This is a genomic window from Parabacteroides merdae ATCC 43184, assembly GCF_025151215.1.
GTDB lineage: Bacteria > Bacteroidota > Bacteroidia > Bacteroidales > Tannerellaceae > Parabacteroides > Parabacteroides merdae.
Map to the genome: position 1 here is coordinate 1,878,727 of NZ_CP102286.1, position 26,951 is coordinate 1,905,677.

Here is a 26,951-nt window from a genome sequence, read left to right on the forward strand (position 1 = left end):
TGCATCACTTTATCCCTCATGCGACGGCAGCACGAAGGAGAAAGTCGAACCGACCCCTAATTCGGATTCCACGTGCATGGAACCACCCATTTTCGTAACCAGCCCTTGGCAGATGGCAAGCCCCAAACCGATACCTTCCACATAATCGTTCACCTTGACGAAGCGTGTGAAAAGGCTCTCCAGTTTATCTTTTGCAATGCCGGTTCCCGTATCCTTCACATAAAATTCCAGACATTTATCCGGCAGGCAGGTATATCCCAGCGTGATACTTCCCTGCTTGGTATTCTTAATCGCATTATTCGCCAGATTATTGATCAATTGCAACAGGCGGATACTATCGGCTCCGAAACAGCACGTGCAGCTACCTTTTTCCAAGAACAACTGCACACCTTCGGGCATACGGAGTTTGATAGAGGCGAATATCGTATCCATCAGCCCGTTTATATCGACCGGTTCATAACTGATCCTGATAGCGTCGGCTTCGATCTTGGACAGGTCGAGTATATCGTTTATCAGTTGCATCAGCAGCAGATTATTGGTCTTGATGATCTCATAATATTCCCTACGCTCCTCATCCGAATCGGCAAAAGCCATCAATTCGGAAAAACCGGTGATCGCATTCAACGGGGTGCGGATCTCATGGCTCATATCCGCCAGATACTTGGACTTCATCTTATCGGCAAGCTCCGCCTTGTGCTTGGCTTCTTCCAGGTTCAGCTCCTGCCCTTTGCGTTCCTGTATGTTGATCGTACATCCCAGGATCACAAGCACCCTTCCCCGTTCATCCCGTTCGTAGACGGTTGCCGACGATTCACGCCAGTGGTAATGATCCATTCCCGGGTATTTCACACGCAACTCGATTTTCATTTCCGATATCTCTCCCGAACATAATTTCCGAAAAGCCTCATCGTGTCTCTCCCTGTCGTCAGGATGAACCCGCGCGGCAAAACGAGGCCATGAAATATCGACCAGCTCGTCTTCTTTACCCGGCAACCAGTTATTTACCTGGACAACCGAATCATCATAATTCCGTTTGCTGTCAGGATTCACGAATATGGAACAGAGGCGGATATCATTGGAATGCAGGGCCATCTTAGTAAGTACCTGCGAACGTCTCAAGGTATTCTCCATCTTGTTGCGGACCGTGACGTCACGCCACAAAGCCAGCAAAAGGGGTTTGCCATTGCTCAAGGCAATCGGGAATTTCGTGACTTCGATATCCTTCGGGATGCCATACGCATCAGAAATCTTCCCGCTAAATTCAATAGTCCTACCCGTCTCCATGACATCACGATCCAGCCCTAAACGCTCTTCTGCGGGCATGATCGCATCAAAACTCAGTTCGAAATCATTGTGTCCCTCAACTTCTTCCGTACCGATACCGGTTATTTCTTCCATGAAACGGTTCCAATACAGATACCTGAAACCATCTTCTGCATCTTTTACAAAAACGCCTAACGGTAGTTTATCCAAAATCGTATTGATCAATCCATGTAATGAATCTTGCTTTTGTGAGATTGGCCGGATGTCCTTCCCGCCATAAATGCCGCCCATATAAACAAAATGCTTTAAAACGCTAATTTGGGTATAAAGATATTTATTTTTATCACAATCTTCCCCGGAAAATATCACAAAAATCAATCTTCCCTTGAAAAAATAACTCTTTTGAAAGAAGAGCTGCGTTCTATATAACAAATATTGCCAAATATTATCTACCTTTACCGGGAATTTAATGATGAAAGATGAGATTTGACGAATTGGACTTAGAAGAGGCCGTATTGGACGGCCTTGACGCAATGAATTTTCTGGAGACAACTCCAGTACAGGAACTGACGATTCCGGTCATTTTGGAAGGGAAAGACATTATTGCCTGTGCACAGACAGGGACAGGAAAGACTGCGGCTTATGTGTTGCCGGTGATCAATGAACTCAGCAAAGGATTACATCCGGCCAATGCCATCAATGCCATCATCATGGCTCCCACACGCGAATTGGCCCAACAGATCGACCAGCAGATCGAAGGTTTCACCTATTTTGTCCCGGTTTCCGCCGTTGCCGTCTACGGAGGCACGGACGGTATTGCCTGGGAACAGCAAAAGCGAGGGATGGAAATGGGGGCCGATATCGTGATCGCTACCCCCGGACGTCTGTTGTCGCATATCAAACTGGGCACTGTCGATCTGTCGCAAGTATCCTTCTTCGTCCTGGATGAAGCGGACCGGATGCTCGATATGGGATTTTATGACGATATCATGCAGGTCTATAAACTACTGCCGGCAACCTGCCAGACCATCATGTTCTCCGCCACAATGCCTCCCAAGATCCGGACACTGGCCCAAACGATCCTGAAAAACCCGGAAGAAGTCAAGATAGCCATCTCCCGTCCACCCGAAACAATCATGCAAACGGCCTATGTCTGCTATGACATGCAGAAACTGCGCATATTGGAAGACTTGTTCTCAAAGAGCCGTCCGCAGCGTGTCATCATTTTTTCGTCCTCGAAAATGAAAGTAAAAGAGCTGGCATCCACTCTCAAACGGATGAAGTTCAACGTCGCAGCCATGCATTCTGACCTTGAGCAGTCACAGCGTGAAGAGGTGATGAAAGAGTTCAAGAACGGACGTATAGACATCCTCGTCGCCACTGACGTCGTCTCGCGCGGTATCGATATCAACGACATCAAGCTGGTTATCAATTTCGACATTCCCCACGACCCGGAAGACTATGTGCACCGCATCGGCCGTACCGCCCGCGGAACAAACGGCGAAGGGCTGGCCATCACTTTCATTTCAACCGAAGAACAATTCCAATTCAAACGCATCGAAGAATTCCTGGATAAGGAAATCTATAAAATACCGGTCGATCCCAAATTCGGCGAAACACCTTTATACGAGCCCGAAAAATACTCCAACATGCGTCGTGGCAGAGGACGCCCCCGCAAAGACGGCGGAAAAGGGAAAAGCGACAACCGCTCCGGCAGCGGCAACAACCAACGCCGCAGAGGAAGACTGAGGAAGGAAGCATAGGCTAACGTTTATAAATATGTCGACCGGCATTTATACAAATGCCGGTCGACGATTATAAGTGCATAGCGTTGCAAAATATAGAAAACAGAGATTCGAATCCAATATAAAAAACGCAGACCAGGCCGGGCCCGATCTGCGTTTTTATCAATATCGAGAATCCCCTAACTTATCCGTTCATCGAAGCCAGGAACTCCATATTATCGAATGTCTGTTCCATGCGCTTCTTGACAAATTCCATAGCCTCCATAGAGTTCATATCGGCCAGGTACTTACGCAGGATCCACATACGGTTCACGGTGTTTTCATCCTGCAACAGGTCGTCGCGGCGCGTGCTGGACGCTGTGATATCGACAGCCGGATAAACACGTTTGTTTGCCAGCTTGCGATCCAACTGCAATTCCATATTACCCGTACCTTTGAATTCTTCAAAGATCACATCGTCCATCTTCGAACCGGTTTCAGTCAATGCCGTTGCCAGGATCGTCAAGCTGCCGCCGTTTTCGATGTTACGGGCAGCCCCGAAGAAACGTTTCGGTTTCTGCAATGCGTTCGCATCCACACCACCGGAGAGCACTTTACCGGAAGCCGGCTGAACCGTATTGTAAGCACGAGCCAGACGTGTGATAGAGTCTAACAGGATCACGACATCATGTCCACATTCCACCATACGTTTAGCCTTATTCAATACGATTTCGGCAATTTTCACATGGCGTTCAGCCGGTTCGTCGAAAGTAGAAGCAATCACTTCGGCATCTACGCTACGGGCCATATCGGTCACCTCCTCAGGACGTTCGTCGATCAGCAGGATAATCATATACACTTCAGGATGGTTGGCTGCGATCGCATTGGCGATATCCTTCAACAGCATCGTCTTACCGGTCTTCGGCTGTGCCACGATCAGACCACGCTGCCCCTTGCCGATCGGCGAGAACAGATCTACTACACGTACGGCGATATTATCATATACTTTCGAAGACTTGCGGGCCGTCAACATGAATTTTTCGTCCGGGAAAAGCGGAGTCAGATGATCGAAAGGAACACGGTCACGGACTTCTTCAGGCGTACGGCCGTTGATCTTGTCCACTTTGACAAGCGGGAAATATTTTTCACCTTCCTTCGGAGGACGGATAGCCCCCTCCACCACGTCGCCGGTCTTCAGGCCGAACAGCTTGATCTGCGACTGCGATACGTAAATATCATCCGGGGAAGTCAGGTAGTTATAATCGGAAGAACGCAAGAAACCATATCCGTCAGGCATCATTTCCAGCACACCGACACCTGTCAGTATACCGTCAAACTCATACTGTTTTTCCTGCACAGCATTGTTATTATTGTTGTTGCGCTGGTTGTTATGATTATTCTGGTTGTTCTGTCTGTTGTTATTCTGGCGAGGATTGTTCTGCTGCTGGGCGGCTGCAGGTTGTTCTTCCCGCGCTTTCGGTTCCGGTTTTGCAGGTGTGGAAGAGAATGGGAAAAGTTGATCGAGAACTGATTTGGTGTCCGGATGGCGGAATACCACACGTTTAGGTTCGTCTGCCGGAGTCGAAGCGGCAGGAGTTTCCACGACAGCCGGTTCTTCCGTTACTTCGGGAGCGATTTCGGCCGGAAGCTCTCCGTTATCCGATTCCACGACAACAGGAGGAAGCAACGGTTTCTCTACAGGCTTGTCAGTCTTCTTAACCACTTTCTTTGCTGCCGGTTTTACCGTTTCGGCAGGGACGTCGGCCGTAGCATCAGCTACCTGGACAAGAGTTTCGGATACAGGGGCATTGGCTGAAACCGGACTTTTGGAAACGGCTGCCTCTTCGTTTTTCTGGACAGGAACAACAGCCGCGGCCACTTTTTCTTTCTTGTCAATACGAGTCCGTCTTTTACGTTCGGGCTGTTCTGGAGCTTCCGGAGCGACCTCTTCTACCGAAGCTTCAACGGGTGTGGCGGGAGCAGCGACTTTCGTTTTGGCATCAGCTTTTGCGCCTTTCGGAGCCGCAGCTTTTGTTTTCTTAGCCTTAGTCTGCCTTTCTGCTTTCTTTGCTTCCTTTTCTTTCTCCTTTTCAGCCTGGATGCCGGCGTATGAAATGGCCTGTTCGTCAAGAATTCTGTATACAAGTTCCTCTTTCTTAAGGGAACTTACTTTTTTAATACCTAACTCTTCCGCTATACTTTGCAACTCAGGAAGGAGTTTTTCATTTAGTTCTAGAATGTTATATTTTTGCATAATGCGAAGTGAATAATAAAAACGACGTACTTACACGACCGGACACGGCACGCGTACAACGCAATCATTGTATCTTTTATAATTTGATAATTAATAATTTCATGTGAAAACCGGATTGTTGAGCTAATTTGAATCATTAGTAACACATCTGCGGAGTAAATCTTTGCAAATGTAATAATATTTTCAGTTACTCTCGCTTTTTGTCGGAAAAAAATTCACAACTAACACACTTTTAGTTGTTTTGTCCAGGCAAAAACGATTATCGGAACGTTCTCCTACAATCCAGATAACAGCGCCTCCGCTGCATAAAAGCCACGTCCGTTCCTTATCTAAACGGCTGAATTTATGATCCGAGAAATAATCGCTTAATTTCTTCCGCCCTTTCATGCCAAAAGGAATAAACCAATCTCCTTCTTTCCATGTACGCAGGGTAAGCGGAAAAGTCAGTTTGTCGTAATCGAAATAAGCGATATTTTTATCTTTCCGGATATGGAAATCTTCCTTAATAACAATCTTCTCGAAAGAAAGTTCGACAGGACCGGACCAAACTTTCTCGCCACCGGTCAGTGTATATTCACGGACCTCTTCTTTTACAAGGGGAGATAACAATAAATAGTCCCGATCTTTTATCAACCGGTGCGTAGAAGAGAAAAAGGTTTTGCCCGATTCTTTCGTCAGGGACAAATAAACATCCTCCGCCACCGGACGAGTAAAGCCATAGGTTTTGAGTAACTCGTATAAAATAGCATCGGGCGACGGGTAACGCATCAAGGCGGCAATCGAAAGGCGGTCCCCTTGCTCGACCACAGCATTCCTCGCCTCTTCCACCACATGCAGATAAACGGCTTCGGCTGCCGACAGATGTTCGGACGTACGGGCGATCGCATCCTTCACGGAAGGATTGATTTCCTCCAGAAGCGGAAGGACACGCAGGCGGATAAAATTGCGCGTATAAGCATCGGAAAGGTTGGTACTGTCGGTCACATACGTCAAACCGCGTCCGGCAAGCCACTCCAAGATATCCTCACGGCTCACGGCAAGCAAAGGGCGCACCACGAAACCGTTCCTCGGACGAATCCCGCTCATTCCCCTGATGCCGGTCCCACGTACCAGATTCATCAAAAGCGTTTCCACACTGTCGTCACGATGATGAGCCACAGCGACAGCCTGCGCCCCGGTTGCAGCCCGTTGCTCTTCGAACCAGCCATAGCGCAACTCGCGGGCAGCCATTTCAATGGAGAGATGCCGGTCGGCTGCATATTTCCGGGTATCGAAGTCCGTCATCAGGAAAGGGACATCCAGTTTTCGGGCATACTCCCTTACAAACTGTTCGTCACGCAGGGATTCGTCTCCCCGCAAATGAAAATTACAATGCGCCGCAATACAGGAATAGCCCGACTCCACCAAAATGGTGAGTAGGGCTATTGAATCTGCTCCGCCACTTACACCGACCAGAACCGGACGGTTTTCCGTAAGCAACCGATATTTCTCTATATATGCACGGACAACGTCGCGCATCCGATTATTCTTCTATGCCTGCCAATTCAGGGTCGATCATGATACGACCACAGTATTCGCAAACGATCACTTTCTTACGCAACTTGATATCCAACTGTTTCTGGGGCGGAATCTTGTTGAAACAACCACCGCAGGCACCACGCTGTACATATACGACAGCCAAGCCGTTACGTGCCCCCTTGCGGATACGTTTGAAAGCAGTCAAGAGGCGCGGTTCGATATTCGCTTCCAGTTTCTTTGCTTTTTCGCGCAGTTTCTCTTCGTCCTGCTTGGTTTCGGAAATGATCTGCTCCAGTTCGCCCTGCTTTTGAACCAAATCAGCCTTACGGCCTTCCAGTCTTTCGGACAGTTCGGCGATCTCTTCCTTCTTACGGTTGATCGCTTCACCGAATTCACGAATCTTCTTTTCAGAGAACTCGATTTCAAGTCCCTGGAATTCTATTTCTTTTGACAAGTTGTCGAACTCACGGTTGTTACGCACGTTATCCAACTGCGCTTTATATTTTTCAATCAGACCGGTTGACTCCGTAATCTTATGTTTCTGTTCTACAACAGCATTCTCAAAGTCTTTAATTTCTGACTGATAGTTCTGAAGACGTGTTTCCAGACCAGCGATCTCATCTTCCAGGTCCTGTACTTCCAAGGGAAGTTCGCCGCGAAGTGTCTTGATCTTATCAATTTCAGTCATCATCGTCTGAAGCTGATACAGCGTAGAAAGCTTTTCTTCAACTGTAATCTCTTTTTCAGCTGATTGTTTATCTGTAGCCATTCTATAAATATTTTACCGGGTTTGAATTAACATTCGAAAAATGTACCGCAAAGGTAGGGAATTTTTTCGATATTATGTTATAAAAGATATCTTTTGTACAGACTTCACTTTCATAATGACCAATAACCGCCAGCAGAATCCGGTCTTCCACATCGTAAAAGTCATTATATTTAGCCTCCCCCGTAATGAAAACGTCCGCACCGTAACTGATTGCGTCTTTGATCAGGAAAGCGCCGCTCCCCCCGCATAAAGCGACTTCGCGTATCGGCTTGCCGGTCAGGGCGGAATGCTTCACGCACCCCACCTGGAACAGTTCCTTGATCCGTTGCAGGAAGCCCAATTCACTCTCTTCTTCGGGCAACTCTCCGACTACCCCCGAACCGACCTGGTTCCAGGCATTATCCAAAGGATAGAAATCGAATACCGGTTCTTCATAAGGATGGACGGAAAGCAACGCACGCGTCACCGTCGACTTACGGAAAGCGGGCAATATCGTTTCGATACGGATTTCCGACTCCACATGCAACTCGCCTATTTCGCCACAGAACGGGTTCGTCCCTTCGCCGGCACGGAAAGTCCCGCTCCCCGGCAGGCTGAAGCTACAGGAATCATAGCCGCCTATCGCTCCGGCTCCCGCATTGAACAAGGTCGTCCTCACCAAATCGGCATAGGCCTCCGGCACGAAAGTGACCAGCTTCAGCAAAGCACCTTTCTGGGGGCTCAGGACACGGACATTTTCCAGCCCGATCAGTTCCGCCAGACGGAAGTTCACGCCTCCCGCCGCATTATCGAGATTGGTATGGGCGGCATAGATCACCAAGTCATACTTGCAGGCCTTCATCATGCACCGCTCGATATAGGTCGAACCGGTCAGGGATTTGAAGGCTTTAAAGGCCAAAGGATGATGAGAGACAATCAGATTACACCCCATCTCTATCGCCTCGTCCACCACCTCTCCGGTGACGTCGAGGCAAAGAAGCGCACCGGTAGCCGGCTGATTCACATCGCCTACCTGCACACCTGCATTGTCAAAGCTCTCCTGCAATGGCAACGGAGCGTATTGTTCGATTTCTTTCAGTATATCCTTAACCCTTAACATAATCAATAATTTATAAATAAATCAATTTGCCAATAGGCCAGTGAACCATTCACCAGCATACCGGCAAATCGACCTATCGGTATATTACTCCTTAATATCTACTTTCAGGCATAATTCTTCCAACTGCGAATCATCCAGTTGTCCGGGCGCATCCAGCATGACATCGCGACCGGAGTTGTTTTTCGGGAACGCGATACAGTCACGGATAGAATCGAGGCCGGCAAACAAAGAGACCCAACGGTCCAGACCGTAAGCCAGACCACCGTGAGGAGGCGCACCATATTTGAAGGCATTCATCAGGAAGCCGAAACGCTCCTGTGCCTTTTCTTCGGTGAAGCCCAGCAACTGGAACATCTTATCCTGCAACTTGCTGTCGTGGATACGGATGGAACCGCCACCCACTTCGACACCATTGATCACCATGTCGTATGCATTCGCACGGACGGCTCCCGTATCGCTGTCCAGCAAAGGAATATCTTCGGGTTTGGGAGAAGTAAACGGATGGTGCATTGCATAGAAGCGCTGGTCTTCTTCGCTCCACTCGAACAGCGGGAAGTCGATCACCCACAGGCAGGCGAACTTGTTCTTGTCACGCAAACCCAACTGACCGGCCACTTCCAGACGCAATTCGCAAAGTTGTTTGCGCGTCTTCATCGCATCGTCGCCGGAAAGGATCAGAATCAGGTCGCCCGGTTTTGCGCCGAAGGCCTCTTTCATCTGCTGCAATACTTCCTGGGTATAGAATTTATCCACGCTCGACTTCACATTGCCGTCTGCCTCCACACGGGCATATACCATGCCCTTTGCACCGATCTGCGGACGTTTCACAAACTCGGTCAGCGCATCCAGCTGCTTGCGCGTATAAGAAGCCGCCCCTTCCGCACAGATACCGCCGACATAAGCAGCATTATCGAATACGGAGAAACCGTGTCCCTTCATGATGTCCATCAGTTCGACGAACTTCATATCGAAACGCAGGTCCGGCTTGTCGCTTCCGTAATATTTCATGGCATCGTGCCAACTGATACGCGGGAAAGCTTCTTTTATATCGATGCCCCGGATCACCTTGAACAGATGCTTGGCCATTCCTTCGAAAATGTTCAGCACGTCTTCCTGTTCCACAAAGCTCATTTCGCAGTCGATCTGTGTAAATTCGGGCTGGCGGTCCGCACGCAGGTCTTCGTCACGGAAACATTTCACGATCTGGAAATAACGGTCGAAACCGGAAACCATCAACAACTGCTTCAACGTCTGCGGAGACTGAGGCAAAGCGTAGAACTGTCCGGGATTCATACGGGAAGGCACGACAAAGTCACGCGCCCCCTCAGGCGTCGAGTTTACCAGCACCGGAGTTTCGACTTCCAGGAATCCTTGCTTGTCCAGATAGTTACGCACCTCGAAAGCCATACGATGACGCAGTTCCAGGTTCTTGCGGACGGCGTTGCGGCGCAAATCCAGATAACGGTATTTCATACGCAGGTCGTCCCCCCCGTCCGTATCGTCTTCAATCGTGAAAGGAGGAGTCACGGCAGCATTCAGGACATTCAGTTCCGAAACGATGATTTCGATCTCACCGGTAGGGATATTCGGGTTTTTGCTGGAACGTTCGCGAACGGTTCCCGTCACCTGGATAACATATTCGCGTCCCAGCTTATTTGCTTTCTCACAAAGAGCGGCATCCACTTCCTGGTTAAACACCAATTGCGTAATACCGTAACGGTCGCGGATATCCACGAACGTCATGCCACCCATCTTACGGGTTTTCTGTACCCAGCCGGCCAGCGTAATCACCAAGCCTTCATCGGCAAGGCGCAGGTCGCCACATGTTCTTGTTCTATACATTATATAATATGGATTAAACTGTTTTTCTTTTTTACGTGTGCAAAGATAATAATTTATAGGTCTCAAGAATATTTGAAATGGCATTTAAACGTTGAAAAGTCGTTTCTAATTTTCTTGAAGCCATTTTTCAATGGTGAAACCCATCTCCATTTTTCTTGAAACGGTTTTTCACCATTAAAAAGGCACTTCAAGAAATATTGAAACGGAGATTCAATAGTGAAAAACGGCTTCAAGAAAATTTGAAACCGTTTTTCAACGTTTAAATGCCATTTCAAATAAAATTGAGAGGGGAAATCAATGCTTGTTTTCCAGCGTGAAGCGCAATGTCCCGGCATTCACCAGTTCGTCTTGCGAAATCGTATACCCTTTCAGCTTCTTCCCGCCGGCTGTCACCTCTTTGATATAAATATCTTCCGGGGTTTTGCGGGCGGACTCGATCACCAATTCGCCTTTCGGATAGAACTTCTCGTCCAGCCGGATCGTCACCTTGTTGAAGGTCGGAGAAGTCACAACATAATCCAGGTCACCGGGACAGGCCGGATAGAATCCCATCATCGAGAAGATCGCCCAGGTAGACATCGTACCCGTATCGTCGTTACCCGGAAGCCCGTTCGGGGCATTGTGATAATATTTGCCCAACAGTTCGCAGACCAGCTTCTGCGTACGCCAAGCCTCTCCCTTGAAATAGCTGAAGAGGTACGGATAGGCGATATCCGGCTCGTTTGCCATATCGTAGTACCCTTTGTCGAAGACCATCTGCAACTTATCGACAAACTTCTTCTGACCGCCCATCAGTTTGGCAAGGCCTTTGATGTCATGGGGGACATAGAACGTGTAGTTCCAGGCGTTTCCTTCATGGAAACCGGGGCTCGGCTCGAAGTTCTCCCCCTGTTTCGGATCGAAAGGGGAATAGAACGTGCCGTCGGGCAGGATGGGACGAAGCGTACCGAACTCCTTGCAATAGTAATGCTTATACCCCATAGCCCGCTCACGAAACAGCTTAGCGTCTTCCTTCTTTCCCAACGCATCTGCCAACAACGAGAGATTCCAGTCGGCGATATAATATTCCAAGGCATGCGAAACCGAATTATCATACTGTTCGCGCAAGGGGACGTAGCCTTTGCTCATATAGTCGTTATTGTCCGGGCGGAGCAGGTTGAACTCTCCGGGAGTAGTAGCGCCCTTGCACATCCCTTCGTAGGCAGTCTCGATATCGTAATCGCGCAAACCGCGCATATAAGCATCCACGATATAAGGGATAGACGGATCGCCTTCCATCGTCAGTGTCTCGCGTCCGTACAGTTCCCACTTCGGAAGCCATCCGCTTTCCTTGTACATGTCGATCATGGTGCGGATGATGTCGAGCTGTTTTTCGGGATAGAGCAATGTCATCAATGTGCTGACATTGCGGTAGGTGTCCCAGAGCGAAAAGACCGTATAGCGGTTTCCGGTAGTATGGCCGACTTTCAGGCTTTCCATCATCGGATATTCGCCATTCACGTCCTGGATGATGTTCGGATGGATCAGCAGGTGGTATATGGCGGTATAGAAAATCGTCTTATCGTCGTTCGTCCCGCCTTCCACCATCACACGCGACAGATCGTCGTTCCACATCTTGCCGGCTGCCGCACGCACTTTGTCGAAATTGAAATCCGGCTGTTCGGTGTTCATATTCAGGCGGGCATTTTCGATGCTGACAAACGAGACACCCATCTTTACTTCGATCACTTCGTCTTCTTCGGTATCATACTTGAACCAGACGCCGATGTCGTCACCGCTCATCTCACGGTCATACTTCGTGTACAATTTATATTTGCCGGAATAGGCATCCCATTCGGCTTCCACTCCCTTCATCTCGCGTTGTTTCTTCCAGTAGCCGGCCTGCTTGGGGGCTTTGCTGAGCTTCATCACGAAATAGATCGGGAAAACAGCCTGCGGGTTATAGCAGAACGTACCGAGCAGCTTGCTTCCCTCTATCTCCGTATCGCTCACCATACGAACGGTCGCACCGGTTTCATTCGTCAGCCCCTCACCCAAATTCAAGAGGATATTCCCCTGCCCTTTCGGGAAAGTAAAACGTGTCAGGCCGGTACGCATGGAGGCGGTAGCTTCCGTCTTGATGTCATATTTCGTCAGGATATTACTGTAATAGCCGGGATGGGCCACCTCGTTCTTGTATTCGCTGCCGTATGCGTGATAATCCACATTCAGCTCCCCGGAGGTAGGCATCAACAACAGGCTTCCCATCTCCGGACAACCGACACCGCTCAGATTGACGTGCGCATAACCGGTGAAGAAATTATTATCCGCCGAATAAGGCGTGGACCACCACTGGCTGTCCTTATCAAACTTATTACTTTTCGACCCCATCACATTGAAGGGGGTAACACTCATCATTCCCTGGGGGCAAATCGCACCGGGATTGGTCGTCCCGTAGTTGCTTGTCCCGATAAACGGATTCACATAATCTACCGGCTGTTGCGCGGAAACCAGCAAAGAACAGCAACCCAATAAAAAAGAAAACAACACCATCTTCATAACACCAACTCTTATTTTTTAATTCTTAATTCTTAATTTTTAATTCACCAAACAACGATCTCATCCGCAAAAATAAAACCGGGATTCGCCCTCGGCGCTTTCAAACGGATATAACGGGTTTTCCAGTTACCGTCGAACGTATATTCTTGGAACAGGAGGTCCGGATCATCAGCCGGAACCGTTGTCGGAACAATCCCGCGGGAAATAAAGTTTTCACCATCTTCCGAAGTCAACAACTCCACTTGTCCGGGCTGGAACACCCCCGGACCGATCAATTGCATGAAACGAATGGACACTTTATGGATATCCGTATCCTCTTCCATATCGATCACACAGTCCAGGTCATCCAAATAACCTTGCCAACGTCCGTCCAGATAAGTCAGACCGCCCCGATAGCCGTCCAACAGGGCGTTCGTTCCTCCGGCCATATAGCCTTCGTAGAGCTTACTATTATAATGTATAGGCTTATTGATGGCCCGATGATAATCCACTTTCTTTTCCGTCGGTGTCCCCTGAAGCACACCGTCCCGGAAAATAGCGGCTTTGATATGGGCGGAATCTTGCACGGTTATCGGCCCGGCATAAAGGGCGGAAGATGCCACCGGAACGGAACCGTCCGTCGTGTAGCGGATTTCCGCCGGGTATTTCTCGGCATCCAGTATGACTTCTATCTCTCTGCCTGCCGTATCGACCTGCATGGTCACTTCCAATTCGTCCGAAAGGGTAAAAGTACGGATCCCCATTCCCTGCAATTTGGAAATATGCGCATTCATGCGAGGTTTGAAATCCTCCCATGTCCGTAATTCCTGCGGCGTCCATCCGATCTCGGCCACAGCAAGGGCACGCGGGAACATCATATATTCCAGATGTTCGGGTGTCTGGATATATTCGGTCCAGGTATTGGCCTGCACCCCCAAAATATGCCGGCATTCCTCTGCCGTCAACGAATCCGCCGGGACGGGATCATAGCTATACACTTTCTTTATCGGCGTATAGCCGCCGATGGCATACGGCTGTGTCTTCGGATCGGCCTGATAGAAATCCAAATACATATAATTGCCCGGTGTCATCACCACATCATGCCCCATCCGTGCCGATTTGATTCCACCGTCTTCTCCCCGCCATGACATGACGGTTGCTTCGGGAGCCAGACCGCCTTCCAAGATCTCATCCCAACCGATCAGCTTGCGATCTTTCGAATTCAGAAACTCCTCAGCCCTGTGAATCATGTAACTCTGAAGCTCGTCCACGTTCTTCATTCCTTTTTCCTTCATCAAAGCCTGGCATTTCGGACATTTCTTCCAGGCGGACTTCCCGGCTTCATCGCCACCGACATGGATATATTCGGACGGGAAAAGATCGATCACCTCCGCCAATACGTCTTCCATGAATGTAAACGACTGCTCGTTACCGATACAAAAATCGCCGTTCTGGTAAGGCTTTCCCGAACAGCTCAGTTCAGGATAGGCCATCAGGACCTCTTCCGAATGCCCCGGAAATTCGATCTCCGGTATTATGTTTATATGTTTGGAAGCCGCATGTTTCACGATCTCCCGGATGTCCTCCTTCGTATAGTAACCGCCGTAAGCACCCGGCGTCCCTTCCGGCAGATACTTACGGTCGCGGCCGTCCCACCACTTCCGCCAATCAGATTCGGTGCGGAAGGCCGTTTCAGAAGTAAGTTTCGGATATTTGTCTATCTCGATACGCCATCCTCCGGCATCCGTCAGATGCATATGCAAGGTGTTCAGCTTGTAAAAAGACATCACATCCAGCAATTTCATCACTTCCTCTTTGGAGAAGAAATGACGGGATACATCCAGATGCAATCCCCGATACCCAAAACGAGGATTATCCCGGATCGAAACACATGGGACCTCTCCTCCGGCATAGAGTTGGCGTAACGTCTGCATCCCATAGAACAGACCGTCCGGCGAACCGGCACGCAGGTCGATTCCTCCCGGCGTCACATCCAACTGATAACCTTCCGGGTTACCGGACCAGGCTTCATCGATCACTGTTTTGATATTCCGGGAAGATTGCCCGCCAAATAACGCGAGACTATCGACCGTGAAAGTTCCTCCGGTCATTGTCATCTGTTCCGGTTTGGGAATAAGATTGACCTGCCGGACTTCCTCCGGAGAGCAGGCAATCAATAGCAACGAGCAAGCGGCAGCCAGCCCGGTTACATAATTGCGAGACTGTTTTGGCAGTAACATAAATATTTAGTTTAGTGTGTTTAATTCTTGGAGGGTAAATATACGAAGAAAAAACGGACAAGCTCCTATTTCAAACAAAAAGCGATGCTTTAGCTCCCCTAACCCATAGCGTTACACCGTCTAAAACTATGCTTGACGGGGCACAAAAAAAGAGGATATGCCTGTTCTGACATATCCTCCTATGTAAAGAAAGCCGCACCGTAGATATGAACAAACTCCGTATGACAGGATTTGAGTGCTTTGCCATCTTTGTAATCCGCCGTGCTAAGCATGCCCCGAAGGGTGCGGCCCGCCATTGACGACAAGAGCTGTGTCTCGGAATTAAAATAAACTGATGAGTTTCCCAATCGAACATGTGCGGCTAACTCATTTTTCTTATCACAAAGATATGCAATAGGAATGAAACCACCAAACTTTTGACATAAAAAAAGAGCTCCTGAATGGAGCTCTTTTTCCAATTGCTCTATAATGTCAATTACTTCACTTTAGCAACGATTGCTTTGAAAGCTTCCGGATGGTTCATAGCCAAGTCGGCAAGAACTTTACGGTTGATTTCGATACCTGCTGCATGCAAAGCTCCCATCAGACGAGAGTAAGACATTCCTTCCAGACGTGCGGCAGCATTGATACGCTGAATCCACAATGCACGGAAGTTACGTTTCTTGTTACGACGGTCACGGAATGCATAAGTCAAACCTTTTTCCCAGGTATTTTTAGCAACGGTCCACACGTTCTTACGTGCACCATAGTAACCACGGGTAAGTTTTAAAATCCGTTTTCTTTTTGCTCTTGAAGCAACATGATTTACTGATCTAGGCATAATACTAATCTGTTTTGAATGTTAGCGTCATCACTATCGGATGATCTTATTTGCTAAATACATTCGGTTAATAAAAATCTTGTAAAACTCGCTTAATTAAAAAAGATTACTTCAAACCAAGCAACTGCTTAACGTTGCTTACGTCCACACTGGCAACCAAACCTGTGTGAGTAAGATTTCTCTTCTGCTTTGTAGTCTTCTTTGTCAGAATGTGACTTTTAAAAGCGTGTTTTCTTTTGATTTTACCTGTTCCGGTAAGAGCGAATCTTTTTTTGGCACCGGAATTAGTCTTCATCTTAGGCATTTTCCAATATATTTTAATTATTAAACTTTACACCCTTTAGCGGGTGGTTTCTTTCCTTATCATTCAGACTCTTCAGTCTTGGGCTTGGGAGTCACGACCACCTTCTTCACTACCGGTTTTGAAACGGCAGGTTTGGAAGTGGCGGCAGCTCCGGCTTTCTTCGGTGTCAGCATGATGATCATACGTTTACCTTCCAGTACCGGCAATTGTTCTACCTTTCCGTATTCCTCCAAGTCATTGGCAAAACGAAGCAACAATACCTCTCCTTGCTCTTTGAAAAGAATGGAACGTCCTTTAAAGAACACATATGCTTTTACTTTTGCTCCTTCTTCCAAAAATCCCTTGGCATGTTTCAACTTGAAGTTGTAATCATGATCATCTGTCTGAGGTCCGAAACGGATCTCCTTCACGATCACTTTCACAGATTTCGCCTTCTGTTCCTTCTGGCGCTTCTTCTGCTGATAAAGGAATTTCTGATAATCAGTAATTCTACAAACGGGGGGCGCAGCATTCGGTGAAATTTCAACCAGATCGAGCCCTTGATCTTCAGCCATCTTTAATGCCTGAGAAGTAGGATAAACTCCCTGTTCTACGTTATCACCTACTAAACGAACTTCACGAACACGAATACGTTCGTTGATTCTATACTGTTCTTTCAGACTGTCATTCTTCATTCAAAAAGATTTATTCTCCTCGTTATTAGTTAATTAATTATTATCTTTCTTCCAGTGATTCATCTGATCCTCTACCTCACCTTTCAAAAGCGCTGCAAAGGTAGTAATTTTCATCGAACCTTTATCACCTTCGCCCTGTTTTCTTACAGAAACTTCATTATTTTCTGCTTCTTTCTCTCCAACAATGAGCATATAAGGGATACGTTTCAATTCTGTATCACGGATCTTACGACCGATTTTCTCATTACGGTCATCAACCAGAACGCTCAGATCTTCGGCTTCGAGCTGACGTTTTACCTCATAAGCATAATCGTTGAACTTCTCGCTGATCGGCAGGATCGCCACCTGGTCCGGAGTCAGCCACAGCGGGAACTTACCACCCGTATGTTCGATCAGCACGGCAACGAAACGTTCCATAGAGCCGAACGGTGCACGGTGGATCATAACAGGACGGTGTTTCTTATTGTCCTCACCCGTATATTCCAGTTCGAAACGTTCCGGAAGGTTATAGTCAACCTGGATCGTACCTAACTGCCAACGGCGGCCGATGGCATCTTTCACCATAAAGTCCAGTTTAGGACCGTAGAAAGCAGCTTCGCCATATTCAATCTTGGCTTTCAGGCCTTTTTCCTGACAAGCTTCGATAATTGCGCTTTCGGCTTTCTCCCAGTTTTCTTCCGAACCGATATATTTATCCCGGTTTACCTTGTCGCGCAGAGAAATCTGTGCTTCAAAGTTTTCAAAATCCAAAGCCTTAAAGATGATAAAGATAATATCCATCACCTTCAAAAACTCGTCTTTCAGCTGATCGGGACGACAGAACAGGTGGGCATCATCCTGCGTAAAGCCACGTACTCTTGTCAAACCGTGCAGCTCGCCGCTTTGTTCATAACGGTACACAGTCCCGAACTCCGCGAAACGCAGAGGCAGGTCCTTGTATGAACGCGGGAACGATTTGAATATTTCACAGTGATGAGGGCAGTTCATCGGCTTCAACAAGAACTCTTCACCCTCCTGCGGAGTATGGATCGGCTGGAACGAATCCTTACCGTATTTAGCGTAGTGGCCGGAAGTCACATACAACTGCTTGCCACCGATATGCGGAGTCATCACTTGCTGGTAACCATATTTCTTCTGGATACGTTTCAGGAAGTCTTCCAGTTTCAGGCGCAACTGCGTGCCACGCGGCAACCACAACGGAAGCCCTGCTCCCACTGCCGTAGAGAACGTAAACAGCTCCAGTTCTTTGCCAATCTTACGATGGTCACGTTTCTTGGCTTCTTCCATCAATGCCAGATATTCGTCCAGCATCTTTTTCTTCGGGAAAGTGATACCATACAGACGAACCAACTGTTTACGCTTTTCGTCACCCCGCCAGTAAGCACCGGCAACACTCATTATTTTAACAGCCTTCAGATAAGAAGTGTTCGGCAAGTGCGGACCACGGCACAGGTCGGTAAACGCCCCCTGCGTATAGGTTGTGATCTTACCGTCTTCCAATTCGCTGATAAGTTCTGTTTTATATTCTTCGCCTCTGTCACCGAACATTTTCAGGGCATCTGCCTTCGAAATGTCCTGACGTTTGATTTCCTCTTTCTTCGCTACCAGTTCGAGCATTTTTGCTTCGATAGCAGGGAAATCACCTTCTTTGATTGTTGCTTCACCCGGATCCACATCATAGTAGAACCCGTTTTCAATAGCCGGTCCGATACCAAACTTGATGCCGGGATATAACTCCTGCAAAGCTTCAGCCATCAGGTGAGCGCTGGAGTGCCAGAATGCATGCTTACCTTCCTCGTCTTCCCACTTGAAAAGTTTGATGGCGGCATCCTGGTTGATCGGACGGGTCAAGTCCCAAATCTCACCATTCACGCTCGCAGCCAGAACTTCCTGTGCCAGACGGGAACTGATGCTTTCCGCAATCTGCATGGCAGTCGTTCCTTCGGCATATTCTTTTACGGAATTATCCGGAAATGTAATCTTTATCATAATCTGTTCACTATAAATTCCTAAAAATTAATCAGGATGCAAATTTAGCATTCTTTTTTTGTTAAACAGAACTTTTAGGAAAAAAGTTTCTGCTCCGCAACCTTTTATACAAAAAGAGGACCACGACAAACAACAGTATTCCTCCATAGATAAAGTATACTGGCGAACGAGCTTTCCGGCTGGATTCCATCCGGATTTCGGCAACTTTTACCTGCTGTCCGGCATATTCATCTTGTTTTCGCACCATCACTTTCCCGGTGTCGGCCAGTGCCCTCCGGTAATCCATCTGCAAAGAGGTGACAGTTTTCGGGTATTGCCTACCGGTACTGTCCGGAGCGAAATAAACAACCCGGTGCAAATTCCACACTGCCGTATCGGTCAAATGAATATCCCTTTTCCTCAAATTCGTCTCACATGAAGAAAATCGGACAGAATCCATAGAAGTCGCCACCTCCCGCCTCTGGCTTTTCCGGTTTCCCCCACACCCCGATAACAGGAATACCAGAACCAAAAGACGCAAAAGTACCTGCATCCGGTTCGTACCGGTTTTCTTTAGTGATACATGTAGAAAATTCCGCTTCCGGTAATGAATCGCCTGGTCAAATTCAAACCCCGATTGCCGTAAAACAGCTAATAGCTCCGCCGTATCCGGCACATAGCAATCAGTAGCCTCTATTTACATAGCCTATTTCGAATGTTTATGCCAATGAAGACTCACATATTCGTTTATAACTTCTCAAATATCCTCTTCCAACGAATCGATTTCCAACCGCATTTATCCGAATCAAAGGAATACAGCACTCTATCGAACTTTCCGACGATTGCATCTTCCGAAATATAACCGAAGTAACGGCTATCGTGCGAATTATCCCGATTATCACCTTCCATAAAGTAGAACGTATGCTTTGTAATATAAAGCGAATCGCATTTGCCATTGATGAAGATACGATTCCGATATTTCGCAATAGAACTTCCTTCCCGAATAATTAAAGAGCGATAAGAATTTAGTGTTTCTTTATTAATGGCTAAAGTATCGCCTTGTGGTATAATATGGGTGATACGTTTTACCAGCCATACGCGCTCATCCATAGGGCTGTTGAACACCACAATATCTCCCAACTGTGGCTGGGTAAAACCCGGCAAGCGGAAATACTTCCAATGGTTCTGTTCATCTGCTATACGGAGCGGTCGAATCCATGTGAATACATTGAGCAACGGAATATCTGCCCAACGTTTCGGGAGTCGTCCTCCGTATGCCAACTTATTTATCCATAAACGATCTCCGCAAAGCAAAGTGGGTTCCATACTACCGGATGGAACCACACACGGCTTGCCAACCGCGATACGGATAAATACACAGACGAAAACCAGTAGAATAGTTCCTTTTAGAATTCGCATTTTATTTTTTCTATCTGATATTTATTTATATCTTTATGTATGTTAAAATAACAAGATTTATTGCACATACCCTCTTTAGCTATGAAATCGGATATATATAAAGCATAGCCCGGAGCCAGCTCTTTCATGCTTGCCGTATCCTTTGTATGGCAAATAATAAGAGTATTGGTGCAATTATATGGCTGATTGCTGTTCAAGGCTTCTATCAAATGAAAATAAGTACTTATAGTAGTATCTTCAGGAATTAAAACGGCATATTCATAACTTGATTTCCAGATAGAATCCAATTCAGCAGATTGAATATATGCTTGATCCGGTTGTTTTATGGCAATTGTGTATTTTCGTGAAAAATTCCAGTTGAAATCACATCTGGTAAATATCAATCCTAACGCACAAAGGGATAGGAGTAGTAAGTTTGTTCTTTTCATGTTATTTGTATTTATTGTTAATTGAGACTCCATTCACCGAACATATTCGAGCAATACTTTTGATATAGGAATCCGTTATATCAGGTTTCGACTTTTCCGGTAAGAAAAAGTCAGATGCCTTTTTATTCGGATGTAAAACAAAATAATAAGGAACTTCTAATTGTTCCACATACCATTCATACATGCAATCATAGGATATATTAAAAAATGTAACGTCTTTGCATCCTTTTGTGCATAGAATTTTTCTTGCTATGGAAGGATTATTATACGTTGTCAAGATAATACAGTTTACACCATTTTCTATTAAATCCCTAACTCGATCCAACTCATTGAATATACATGATTGGCAACTCGTCTCCTTGATTCGAAGCATTAAAGTAGGAGTCTTTAAATTCCTTATAAATAAGGATAGACTATCATTCTGTAATTTTTTATTGTCTGGAAATTCTTGCCATTGTGTATTGGCATTAACTTCCATATTTCTTAACATCACATACATCTCTGTATTATCCATGTCGTTGCTTATATTGTATCGATTATTGTAGAATAAAACACCAGCTATAATGACAATTATGATGGATATGATAATATTAGCTATACTTACTTTCTTCATAACGTCTTTACTTTAAAGAATACCAACACCATATTATCATCTTCTTTCAAGCTCTCTATCATTATCCGGTTTTCCTCTTTCATCGGATAATGCGTTGTAGTTTCTATATGCTTCTTTAAACCTTTCAATGTTTCCGGTTCCACTAAAGCCACAAAATAGTCTTTATAGCTGAATATATTATTCATAAATTCTAAGGCAAAATCCATATCGTAATAAATGTAATACCAGCTGATCATTTTTTTACTTCGTTTGTCGTAAAAAGATACAAAATCTTTCCCATCTTCACTTGAAGTTTTAAGAAATAGGTGCGTGCTGTTTTCAGCAAAACCGGATAAATAAGTATGAGAAGAACAATACCGATAAAAGTCCTCATAGTTTTCGAAAGCCTCCAAGTCTTTTTCTTTAAACGGACTGAAATCGCTATAATCGAATTTATATCTCATCTCAAAAATAGAATCTTTCAATGTATATACTTTATCCCTATACAACGAGAAATACAACAATTCATCATTTGCCCAAATTAACGGATCATAAACAATCGTAGTATAAACTTTTTCGGGGAAGGTGTAAGCTGCTTTCAATAGTCTGCCTAATGTGTCCGTATAGAGAACTTTATAATCAGCGTATTTCCCTAAGTGATAATTTCGGTCGCCTGCATCAGTAAAGGAGACATATTCTCCATTTGGAAGTATCTGAAAACAACTTTTCATTCTAAAGTTAACATCATACGAAGTAATAAAATCTCCCTTATCCGTAAATACCATCCATTTACGTTTTTGATTGTCATAGATGACAAATTGCTTATTAGTCCTATTAACGGCAAATGCTTTAGGAGCATAAAATTCGTAGGAAGCACCGCCCTTATCTCCTACATAATTCAAGAACTTGCCATATTTGTCGAATATAAACAATTTCTCCGCACCCAATCTATCAAACAAATAAATCTTATCCTCATAAAACTCCAAGTTATTGCAATATGCAAATAATGATTCATCAGTCGTTTCCAATGGAATGTAATAGAAGTCCTCTATTAGTTCGGAAGATAAGACTTTACTTTTTACATTATCCGATACTTTTATTACTTCCGCGTGTTCCTCATCGGTTGGAATAACCGTTACACTATCTGTATTTACTTCAGGAAAAGGTCGTCCTTTTCTTATTGCTTCTTGGCAGCTACAATATAAAGTAATTAGTCCTAAGAAAATAATCTTTGCTTTCATAATATGAATTTTTATAAAGTAGAGTTACGACTAATAAGAGCCTGTTTAAATTTCTCTGAAATAAATTTTGCATAGCCCTCATCGGCCTGCTTTATTGCATTATAGGATTATTTTGAAAAACAACTGTCATACTATCACTAATTTCCTTTTATCAATTGAATATCAATAGACACAAGCAATGATAGTAGGTATGACGGATGCCTATTCCATCTATCATACTATCACTAACCGCCTGTCCAAGATTCTTCTTCACATGACTTATTTTCAATAACATAATAAGATAAACCCATTGACACCCGGGTCTCGATATCATTCACACTCGGGTGTCAAGACCGTTCACATCCGGGTGTAAAAAGCCTGTAAACGGGAATCTTCGGCACTTTTTCTGACTGTTTGAAGCAAAATAAGTCACGTGTTTCAACAAAAAAGACGGCATCTCCTACAGAAAAACATCCTCAATACAACTCTCACAACCAACAAATGCAAAATTTAAACAGGCTCTTATATTTCAATCATAAAATTCATTACCTCAAACACAAGCTTCACTTGATTCCTTATTTTAATCTATTCATTCACTTTTTTCTCGGTCAATAACTATTATGATTGGCTCTTTTTACAAAAAAAGCGATAATATTTTAATTTGAATTTGTTGTTTGTGTAAAATTTGTTAATATATACGTGAGTTCGATGCAAATGATACTGGCAAAGGACAACGGTTACTTTCGTTGTATATTTGTATCGGACATTTTAGAAACAAAAGAATATTTGTTTTTGACAGCAAAGCAAGATGTATATTCTTATCTGCTTCGGGTTAACAAAGAGGACGGTTCTGTTACTTCTATTTGTAATGGTGGAGAATTTAAAGAATGCCCTGGACACCAACAACGAGAAAGAGATCATGGAGCACCTGCACCGGTTTTACCGGGGCCGCACGGTGGTCGTGGTGGCGCACCGTTTGAGCACGGTCAGGGATGCGGACAACATCGTCGTCCTGGACAAAGGGCGGGTAGCCGAGGAGGGGACGCACGAAGAACTGACGGCGAAACGCGGAATATATTACAAATTGGTGAAGAACCAGTTGGAATTAGGCAATTAAATGATGATTTACCGGTAAATCATCATTTACAAATTGTATATGGAAAAAGGGAAAGACATAGAATTACGCAGTGAAGCGGTGCAGGAAGTGATGGGGCATAATCTTGATATGTTATGTAACATAAGACTATTTATCTGATAGTAATGATGTTCTTTGGTTGCAGATTTTTTATTGCAATATCTCTATAACTGGTCCATCCTTTCTTGATTTCACCTGTATGAGTGACACCCTCCTGAGGTGCCATCAATTGTGAGGTGTTCGGTATTATAGAAAAACACAACTTTCTCTACAGCTGCTGTAACCTCCTTGATATCATAACACACACTTACCCTTAAGCAGTTTATTCGTAAGCATTCGGTAAACCACGTATTTTTTCCTCAAACTTCCGTTATTAACTTTACGTCCAAAAAGCAAAGTTATGATGACACGAGAAGAAGTAGTAGAGATAATGAACTACTGCAAAGAGCACAAAGTGACTTATAAGTCAAGATTAGAGGAACTCAACATCCCTGTATGGCGGTTTTACGACAGCAAATCCCGTTATGCCGCCGAGCAATCATCGGGTAAAACGGCTCAAGGTGAGTTTATCGAGCTTCCACACAGCGGATCTTTTGTTCCGGTTCCTTCATTTGCCGGTACAACCGGACGGAAACAGAAAAATACACCGGCTACGCCAAGCGGATTGAAAGAGATGGAAATACGTACACCGGCCGGTAGTGCCATACGCATTGCGGTGAGCTAAATGAAAAGGAACTGTTTTCAATCATCCGGGCCTGCAACCATGTTCAGCCTTAATGACAGTATGTGCTATCTGTTGTATAACCGCCCGACTGATATGCGCAAAAGCTTCCATACCCTCAGCGGTATCATCACCGACGCCATGGGGCAGGACCCCTGCAACGGCAACGTGTATATCTTCATAAACCGTGACCGTATAAAACTCCTGCATTGGGAGCCAGGCGGCATGGTGCAGTATTCCAAACTTCTGGAAGCCGGCACTTTAGGCAAGTCTGATTCTGCCAGCGATAATGAGGTCTGTGCAAATATAGAATGGCGGGAACTTGTCATGATTGTGGAGGGTATCATGGAAGCCTGCGATTCGCGACGCACGAGACTTGAAAACCTGCAAAAGCTTCGAAAATAGTACCTTTTTTTACTCCGTTCACTTTTGTATGTCATTGGATTTCTTCATAACCTTCCTGTTGAGAGAAAGTAACTTTTTCAACATCCGAATTGAGTTGGACGAGATGCAAAGAAACATTATCCATACTGGTTAAGCATGATACCATTTGCCGGATATAAGTTCCAATCCCATATACCGCAGCCCGGCTTCAATAGCTATAAAAGCATTCGTTACAATATGGGCTTTATCAAAAATACGGGCATGTTCTTCCGGATCGGAGGCCAAACAACAAAATTCATTTTCCAACAAACTATCCAGCGCATCTATACATTCATAATCCAAATCAGCATAAATACCTCCATATTCATATAGAATCAAATAACGAATCATATCCCAACGCTGAACTGCATACGGATAAGAATTATATACATCCCTATATTCGGCATGTCCAGCCATAAAGGCATCGATCTTCTCGCCATTCCAGAAAATGTACGTCCAATCCGGATGTTGCTCTTTCCATGTTTGAGACAAATCCGACAAAAGATCCGGTTGTGGACCATCCTTTCCTTCCCACACTTAGGTGTATAATCTTTGGTATCTGCATATTTTATCTAATTTATACCCGACACTATAATAGCACTAAACTACGCAAAAACCATTCTACGCCTCAATTTTTGTTATTATAGTTAGATTCAAATATATGATTTCTTTTACAATCTGTAACACAAAATCTTATGCTATACAATAGACATACACAAACAAGATCTTACTTATTGTCAAAATTTCCGAAAAAGCCATTGGTTCAAATCGAAACTACCACCGCATCTAATTTGATTTTATACCCCATATAATTCAAATTACACACAAGGGTGTAATATTTTTTAACAAACAACATATTCCATATATGCCTACTAATCACAGATTTACAAAATGGCTCTATTTCAGGAGGGGATATTGTCTATTTTTGATACAAACTTAGAGCCATTTTCCTAACGTACGCTTTGCTTGCTTTCCTTATTTTAGGCTTAAAAACAGCACGATTCCGTACCGTCTTCCCAGGATCATCTAAATGATTTTTCAAATGATCTGAATGGTTTTGGAAAACTATCCAGACAATCGGGACAAACGATCAGGATAAACGTACGGATGTAAGAGAACCTACGAGTGGCAACTCTAACAAATTGTCAATCGTAGGTCCGCTATTTAAAGATATGCTAATTTGCCAACGGAAAAAGATGAGCGATCGTGTTCCTGCCGCCAACAAGATTCAACTGCTGCTCGCCCCAGACAAACGTTCCGCTCCGCAAAGCCGGTAAAACGATATGGCCGGAAAGTCCTTTGCCGTTTTTCTTCAAACTGACTTCGATAAGCCCTGCCGGGTGAGGGCTCTTTCCTTCTATCTCCGCATACCGATCGGCCAAACCGACCTTTTTCAAGGCACGGAACAGGTAAAAGCGATAGTAGAAGGTAGCCTGGATCAGAGAAGAATCCCAAACAATTTAGATACAGAAGATTCCAATGCTGCATTACATCCATTTTTTGAACTAAAAGCTACACATATTTTATCTGCCAATTTATTTTTCACATCCAACTGTTTTAAAACAAGGAGATAAGACACATATACACCTAAAAAATTAAATGGTATAGTAAACAGAAAATCTAATCCATTCGTCAGAGTATTAACACCTAAAAATAGAAATACATAGAATAAAGAAAAAAGGAAAATAAACTTATCTGTCCTTCGGACCCTGTTTCTCAAAATACCGTACCGCCACCCCGATCACCGAATCCGACGTATGTTCCACATAATTTTTATCCCGCGCCTGCGTCATCAGCAGACACCAGGTGGCATAGTCTTCCTCTGAGAGTTTTTCTGGGGACGGGATGGCCTCTAAAAGGATTAAAGAACTGTCCGGCCGGCTCCCCATTAAGGTTTCCGCCTCCTGCAAAAGGGGTTGGATATGGGGATACTGCCGGCAAGCAATCAGACAGAAGGCTAACGAGAAAAATATAACGTATATGTTTCTATTCATTATTATAGCGTGTGTTCTAAATGCAAT

General features: G+C 45.2%; 23 protein-coding genes and 1 pseudogene. 4 read left to right on the plus strand and 20 right to left on the minus strand.

Annotated elements, in window-relative coordinates:
• Positions 1 to 9 precede the first annotated feature (9 nt).
• Positions 10 to 1,554, minus strand: a complete 1,545-nt coding sequence (locus NQ542_RS07770) for a PAS domain-containing sensor histidine kinase (RefSeq protein ID WP_005648692.1) — start codon at positions 1,552 to 1,554, stop codon at positions 10 to 12.
• Between the two features lie 188 nt (positions 1,555 to 1,742).
• On the opposite strand from NQ542_RS07770, the gene NQ542_RS07775 reads away from it, so the two are divergent.
• Positions 1,743 to 3,026, plus strand: a complete 1,284-nt coding sequence (locus tag NQ542_RS07775; RefSeq protein WP_005635300.1) for a DEAD/DEAH box helicase — start codon at positions 1,743 to 1,745, stop codon at positions 3,024 to 3,026.
• Between the two features lie 166 nt (positions 3,027 to 3,192).
• Here the strand turns inward: NQ542_RS07775 and rho are convergent, their stop codons facing one another.
• The 16 genes from rho to NQ542_RS07855 form a co-directional block, all read right to left on the minus strand.
• Positions 3,193 to 5,241, minus strand: coding sequence for a transcription termination factor Rho (gene rho, locus NQ542_RS07780; RefSeq protein ID WP_005635302.1), 2,049 nt, complete (start codon positions 5,239 to 5,241; stop codon positions 3,193 to 3,195).
• A gap of 183 nt (positions 5,242 to 5,424) precedes the next feature.
• Positions 5,425 to 6,759 carry a tRNA lysidine(34) synthetase TilS gene (gene tilS, locus NQ542_RS07785; RefSeq protein WP_005635304.1) on the minus strand — a complete coding sequence of 445 codons (1,335 nt, stop codon included), beginning with the start codon at positions 6,757 to 6,759 and terminating at the stop codon, positions 5,425 to 5,427.
• Between the two features lie 4 nt (positions 6,760 to 6,763).
• The gene (locus tag NQ542_RS07790; RefSeq protein ID WP_005635305.1) at positions 6,764 to 7,528 is read right to left on the minus strand and encodes a zinc ribbon domain-containing protein; all 765 of its coding nucleotides are present in this window, start codon (positions 7,526 to 7,528) and stop codon (positions 6,764 to 6,766) included.
• Between the two features lies 1 nt (position 7,529).
• Positions 7,530 to 8,627: a Nif3-like dinuclear metal center hexameric protein gene (locus NQ542_RS07795; RefSeq protein WP_005635307.1), complete on the minus strand. Its 1,098-nt coding sequence runs from the start codon at positions 8,625 to 8,627 to the stop codon at positions 7,530 to 7,532.
• Positions 8,628 to 8,711: 84 nt separating this feature from the next.
• Positions 8,712 to 10,469: an aspartate--tRNA ligase gene (gene aspS, locus NQ542_RS07800; RefSeq protein WP_005647227.1), complete on the minus strand. Its 1,758-nt coding sequence runs from the start codon at positions 10,467 to 10,469 to the stop codon at positions 8,712 to 8,714.
• 294 nt (positions 10,470 to 10,763) lie between these two features.
• Complete coding sequence (locus tag NQ542_RS07805; RefSeq protein ID WP_005635313.1) at positions 10,764 to 13,007, minus strand: GH92 family glycosyl hydrolase; 2,244 nt, start codon at positions 13,005 to 13,007, stop codon at positions 10,764 to 10,766.
• Positions 13,008 to 13,051: 44 nt separating this feature from the next.
• A complete protein-coding gene (locus NQ542_RS07810; RefSeq protein ID WP_005635316.1) occupies positions 13,052 to 15,226 on the minus strand; it encodes a glycoside hydrolase family 20 protein in 2,175 nt (724 codons plus the stop codon).
• Between the two features lie 475 nt (positions 15,227 to 15,701).
• Positions 15,702 to 16,046, minus strand: coding sequence for a 50S ribosomal protein L20 (rplT, locus tag NQ542_RS07815; RefSeq protein ID WP_005635321.1), 345 nt, complete (start codon positions 16,044 to 16,046; stop codon positions 15,702 to 15,704).
• A gap of 106 nt (positions 16,047 to 16,152) precedes the next feature.
• Positions 16,153 to 16,350, minus strand: a complete 198-nt coding sequence (gene rpmI, locus NQ542_RS07820) for a 50S ribosomal protein L35 (RefSeq protein ID WP_005635323.1) — start codon at positions 16,348 to 16,350, stop codon at positions 16,153 to 16,155.
• A gap of 59 nt (positions 16,351 to 16,409) precedes the next feature.
• Positions 16,410 to 17,024, minus strand: coding sequence for a translation initiation factor IF-3 (infC, locus tag NQ542_RS07825; RefSeq protein ID WP_005635327.1), 615 nt, complete (start codon positions 17,022 to 17,024; stop codon positions 16,410 to 16,412).
• Between the two features lie 33 nt (positions 17,025 to 17,057).
• Entirely contained in the window at positions 17,058 to 19,013 is a 1,956-nt protein-coding gene (gene thrS, locus NQ542_RS07830; protein WP_005635329.1) for a threonine--tRNA ligase, read from the minus strand.
• Positions 19,014 to 19,074: 61 nt separating this feature from the next.
• Positions 19,075 to 19,545 (minus strand): hypothetical protein, encoded by a 471-nt coding sequence (locus tag NQ542_RS07835; RefSeq protein ID WP_005648681.1) that lies wholly within the window; start codon positions 19,543 to 19,545, stop codon positions 19,075 to 19,077.
• A gap of 194 nt (positions 19,546 to 19,739) precedes the next feature.
• Positions 19,740 to 20,411 (minus strand): signal peptidase I, encoded by a 672-nt coding sequence (gene lepB / locus NQ542_RS07840; RefSeq protein WP_005635332.1) that lies wholly within the window; start codon positions 20,409 to 20,411, stop codon positions 19,740 to 19,742.
• Positions 20,399 to 20,839, minus strand: a complete 441-nt coding sequence (locus NQ542_RS07845) for a hypothetical protein (protein WP_005648678.1) — start codon at positions 20,837 to 20,839, stop codon at positions 20,399 to 20,401. Before NQ542_RS07845 ends, lepB begins: the two co-directional genes overlap by 13 nt.
• 1 nt (position 20,840) lies before the next feature.
• Positions 20,841 to 21,452 carry a hypothetical protein gene (locus NQ542_RS07850; protein WP_005635335.1) on the minus strand — a complete coding sequence of 204 codons (612 nt, stop codon included), beginning with the start codon at positions 21,450 to 21,452 and terminating at the stop codon, positions 20,841 to 20,843.
• A complete protein-coding gene (locus NQ542_RS07855; protein WP_005635336.1) occupies positions 21,449 to 22,672 on the minus strand; it encodes a 6-bladed beta-propeller in 1,224 nt (407 codons plus the stop codon). Before NQ542_RS07855 ends, NQ542_RS07850 begins: the two co-directional genes overlap by 4 nt.
• 862 nt (positions 22,673 to 23,534) lie before the next feature.
• On the opposite strand from NQ542_RS07855, the pseudogene NQ542_RS07860 reads away from it, so the two are divergent.
• The 3 genes and pseudogenes from NQ542_RS07860 to tnpB all read left to right on the plus strand — a co-directional run.
• A pseudogene (locus NQ542_RS07860) lies at positions 23,535 to 23,768 on the plus strand (ATP-binding protein); the annotation flags it as partial.
• 418 nt (positions 23,769 to 24,186) lie between these two features.
• A complete protein-coding gene (locus NQ542_RS07865) occupies positions 24,187 to 24,510 on the plus strand; it encodes a hypothetical protein (RefSeq protein WP_005635345.1) in 324 nt (107 codons plus the stop codon).
• Positions 24,511 to 24,912 carry an IS66 family insertion sequence element accessory protein TnpB gene (gene tnpB / locus NQ542_RS07870; protein WP_005635348.1) on the plus strand — a complete coding sequence of 134 codons (402 nt, stop codon included), beginning with the start codon at positions 24,511 to 24,513 and terminating at the stop codon, positions 24,910 to 24,912.
• A 129-nt stretch (positions 24,913 to 25,041) separates the two neighbouring features.
• On the opposite strand, the gene NQ542_RS07875 is transcribed toward tnpB, so the two are convergent.
• The 3 genes from NQ542_RS07875 to NQ542_RS07885 form a co-directional block, all read right to left on the minus strand.
• Positions 25,042 to 25,467: a glycosyltransferase family 32 protein gene (locus NQ542_RS07875; protein WP_005635354.1), complete on the minus strand. Its 426-nt coding sequence runs from the start codon at positions 25,465 to 25,467 to the stop codon at positions 25,042 to 25,044.
• A 638-nt stretch (positions 25,468 to 26,105) separates the two neighbouring features.
• Positions 26,106 to 26,327: a hypothetical protein gene (locus NQ542_RS07880; RefSeq protein WP_005635358.1), complete on the minus strand. Its 222-nt coding sequence runs from the start codon at positions 26,325 to 26,327 to the stop codon at positions 26,106 to 26,108.
• A 294-nt stretch (positions 26,328 to 26,621) separates the two neighbouring features.
• Complete coding sequence (locus tag NQ542_RS07885) at positions 26,622 to 26,924, minus strand: hypothetical protein (RefSeq protein ID WP_005635364.1); 303 nt, start codon at positions 26,922 to 26,924, stop codon at positions 26,622 to 26,624.
• Positions 26,925 to 26,951 lie beyond the last annotated feature (27 nt).

What these genes read in the sequence shown, in the direction of transcription:
- NQ542_RS07770 (WP_005648692.1), bottom strand. Translation starts at nt 1,554, where the DNA reads ATGGGCGGCATTTATGGCGGGAAGGACATCCGGCCAATCTCACAAAAG.
- NQ542_RS07775 (WP_005635300.1), top strand. Translation starts at nt 1,743, where the DNA reads ATGAGATTTGACGAATTGGACTTAGAAGAGGCCGTATTGGACGGCCTT.
- rho (WP_005635302.1), bottom strand. Translation starts at nt 5,241, where the DNA reads ATGCAAAAATATAACATTCTAGAACTAAATGAAAAACTCCTTCCTGAG.
- tilS (WP_005635304.1), bottom strand. Translation starts at nt 6,759, where the DNA reads ATGCGCGACGTTGTCCGTGCATATATAGAGAAATATCGGTTGCTTACG.
- NQ542_RS07790 (WP_005635305.1), bottom strand. Translation starts at nt 7,528, where the DNA reads ATGGCTACAGATAAACAATCAGCTGAAAAAGAGATTACAGTTGAAGAA.
- NQ542_RS07795 (WP_005635307.1), bottom strand. Translation starts at nt 8,627, where the DNA reads ATGTTAAGGGTTAAGGATATACTGAAAGAAATCGAACAATACGCTCCG.
- aspS (WP_005647227.1), bottom strand. Translation starts at nt 10,469, where the DNA reads ATGTATAGAACAAGAACATGTGGCGACCTGCGCCTTGCCGATGAAGGC.
- NQ542_RS07805 (WP_005635313.1), bottom strand. Translation starts at nt 13,007, where the DNA reads ATGAAGATGGTGTTGTTTTCTTTTTTATTGGGTTGCTGTTCTTTGCTG.
- NQ542_RS07810 (WP_005635316.1), bottom strand. Translation starts at nt 15,226, where the DNA reads ATGTTACTGCCAAAACAGTCTCGCAATTATGTAACCGGGCTGGCTGCC.
- rplT (WP_005635321.1), bottom strand. Translation starts at nt 16,046, where the DNA reads ATGCCTAGATCAGTAAATCATGTTGCTTCAAGAGCAAAAAGAAAACGG.
- rpmI (WP_005635323.1), bottom strand. Translation starts at nt 16,350, where the DNA reads ATGCCTAAGATGAAGACTAATTCCGGTGCCAAAAAAAGATTCGCTCTT.
- infC (WP_005635327.1), bottom strand. Translation starts at nt 17,024, where the DNA reads ATGAAGAATGACAGTCTGAAAGAACAGTATAGAATCAACGAACGTATT.
- thrS (WP_005635329.1), bottom strand. Translation starts at nt 19,013, where the DNA reads ATGATAAAGATTACATTTCCGGATAATTCCGTAAAAGAATATGCCGAA.
- NQ542_RS07835 (WP_005648681.1), bottom strand. Translation starts at nt 19,545, where the DNA reads ATGCAGGTACTTTTGCGTCTTTTGGTTCTGGTATTCCTGTTATCGGGG.
- lepB (WP_005635332.1), bottom strand. Translation starts at nt 20,411, where the DNA reads ATGCGAATTCTAAAAGGAACTATTCTACTGGTTTTCGTCTGTGTATTT.
- NQ542_RS07845 (WP_005648678.1), bottom strand. Translation starts at nt 20,839, where the DNA reads ATGAAAAGAACAAACTTACTACTCCTATCCCTTTGTGCGTTAGGATTG.
- NQ542_RS07850 (WP_005635335.1), bottom strand. Translation starts at nt 21,452, where the DNA reads ATGAAGAAAGTAAGTATAGCTAATATTATCATATCCATCATAATTGTC.
- NQ542_RS07855 (WP_005635336.1), bottom strand. Translation starts at nt 22,672, where the DNA reads ATGAAAGCAAAGATTATTTTCTTAGGACTAATTACTTTATATTGTAGC.
- NQ542_RS07865 (WP_005635345.1), top strand. Translation starts at nt 24,187, where the DNA reads ATGATGACACGAGAAGAAGTAGTAGAGATAATGAACTACTGCAAAGAG.
- tnpB (WP_005635348.1), top strand. Translation starts at nt 24,511, where the DNA reads ATGAAAAGGAACTGTTTTCAATCATCCGGGCCTGCAACCATGTTCAGC.
- NQ542_RS07885 (WP_005635364.1), bottom strand. Translation starts at nt 26,924, where the DNA reads ATGAATAGAAACATATACGTTATATTTTTCTCGTTAGCCTTCTGTCTG.